The sequence below is a fragment of the Cellulomonas septica genome (assembly GCF_012396155.1).
Lineage (GTDB): Bacteria > Actinomycetota > Actinomycetes > Actinomycetales > Cellulomonadaceae > Cellulomonas > Cellulomonas septica.
This window is the reverse complement of record NZ_JAAXOY010000687.1, coordinates 1-1,862: the sequence shown is the minus strand read 5'-3', so window position 1 is coordinate 1,862 and position 1,862 is coordinate 1. Positions and strand designations below refer to the sequence as shown.

Below are 1,862 nucleotides of genomic sequence, written 5' to 3'. Positions count from 1 at the left end.
CCGGCGTCCGCTGGCGCGGGGAGGGTCGGCTCGGTGGGTGAGGGGAGCGGCGGGTCGGCGGGTGAGGGGAGCGGCGGGTCGGCGGGTGAGGGGAGCGGCGGGTCGGCGTGCAGCCGCTCGTAGGTGCCGGTGAGAGGTCCGGTGTCCGTCGTGGCTGCCGTTGCGGGAGTCGCGGCGGGAGCGACGACGAGGAGCGCGAACGTCCCGGTCGACGCGAGGGCGGTGCCGAGGCGTCGGGCGTCGTGACGGCTCGCGGGCGGCCGTCCGGTGGGGAGGGCGGCGCGGGACCGGTGCTGGTGCATGGGCGTGCGACCGTTTCTCGAGACGGGGGCGTGGCGTCTGCCACGACGGCGGGCGCGTCTGGACGCACCGGGGCGCCGCTGCGTCGACCGGTGGGTCGCGCGGCCGGTCGCGGTGCCGGGCGTCAGGGGTGGGAGTCGTGGGTGTGGAGGTGTGCGGACTGACTCGTGTCACCGCCGCCGACCCGCGTCCCGGTGGGCGCGACTCGTCCAGGCGGTGGTCGGGAGCGGTATGGTCTGAGAGCGCTTCCACGGCGTCTCGCGGGAAGTCTCCCGACGGCGCGCGTGCTCGGTCAAGAGCCGAACCCTGCTTTTCCGGTACAGCCACGACAGTGGAAGAGGCCTCGGCGTACCCCGCACGGACACCCGTGGGGCCGCGGCTGCGCTCGCGGTCGGCGGCCCGTCGGTTGACGTCGTCTCGAACACGTGTTCGACTGACCTCGTGCGATGGGACGGGCAGCGAGTGGCACCGGCGGAGGACGTGTCCGCGCTGCCCGGCCTCGCGCTGGCCAACCTCGTCCGCACCGTCCGGACCCCCGAGTTCGCGGGTGTGACGTTCCACGAGGTCCTGTGCCGGAGCGCGCTCAACAAGGTGCCCGCCGCGTCGCAGATGCCGTTCCGGTGGACCGTCAACCCCGTGCGCGGGTGCCTGCACGCGTGCACGTACTGCTTCGCACGCCCGACCCACGAGTACCTCGACCTCGGCGCGGGCCGCGACTTCGAGACGCAGATCGTGGTCAAGACGAACGTCGTCGACGTGCTGCGCGCCGAGCTCGCGCGACCGTCCTGGCGGCGCGAGCACGTCGCGATGGGCACGAACACCGACCCGTACCAGCGGGTCGAGGGCCGCTACCGGTTCATGCCCGGCATCGTCGACGCGCTCGTCCACCACGGCACGCCGCTCTCGGTGCTCACCAAGGGCACGCTGCTGCGGCGCGACCTGCCGCTGCTCGCCGACGCGGCGCGTCACGTGCAGGTGGGGATCGGCGTCTCGCTCGCGGTGCTCGACGAACAGCTCCAGGCCGAGCTCGAACCGGGGACCCCGACCCCGCGGGCGCGCCTCGAGCTGATCCGCGCGGTCCGCGAGGCGGGCCTGCCGTGCGGCGTCATGGTCGCGCCGGTCCTGCCGTGGCTCACCGACTCGACCGAGCACCTCGACGCGCTGCTGGCGGCGCTCGCCGACGCCGGCGCGTCCGGTGTCACGATCCTGCCGCTGCACCTGCGCGGCTCGGTCAAGCCGCTCTTCATGACCTGGCTGGCCCGGTACCGGCCGGACCTCGTCCGGCGGTACGACGAGCTGTACGGCGCGGGCGCCTACACGCCCGACGGGTACGGCCGGTGGCTGCGCGACCGCGTGGCACCGCTGCTCGTGCGGCACGGCTTCGGCGACCCGTCGGGTCACCGTGCGGGCCGCGCCGCGATGCGCGACGGCGCTTACCCCGTCGGCTCCCTGCCTCGCGTCACACCCGAGGTCGCCGTCCCCGGGGTCGCCCAGCCGACGCTCTTCTGAGCGCGGCGGCGCACGCCCGTCCGACGCTCTTCCGAGCACGACGACGCACACCC

The 1,862-nt window shown here is 74.7% G+C and carries 1 protein-coding gene and 1 pseudogene; one reads left to right on the top strand and one right to left on the bottom strand.

Translation table 11 applies throughout. The features are described from left to right. Window positions 1-302: pseudogene (locus HGA02_RS20565) on the bottom strand (hypothetical protein); the annotation flags it as partial. 439 nt (window positions 303-741) lie between these two features. Between HGA02_RS20565 and HGA02_RS18110 the strand changes: the two are divergent. After that, the gene (locus HGA02_RS18110) at window positions 742-1,809 is read left to right on the top strand and encodes an Rv2578c family radical SAM protein (protein WP_168680674.1); all 1,068 of its coding nucleotides are present in this window, start codon (window positions 742-744) and stop codon (window positions 1,807-1,809) included. Window positions 1,810-1,862: the final 53 nt, after the last annotated feature.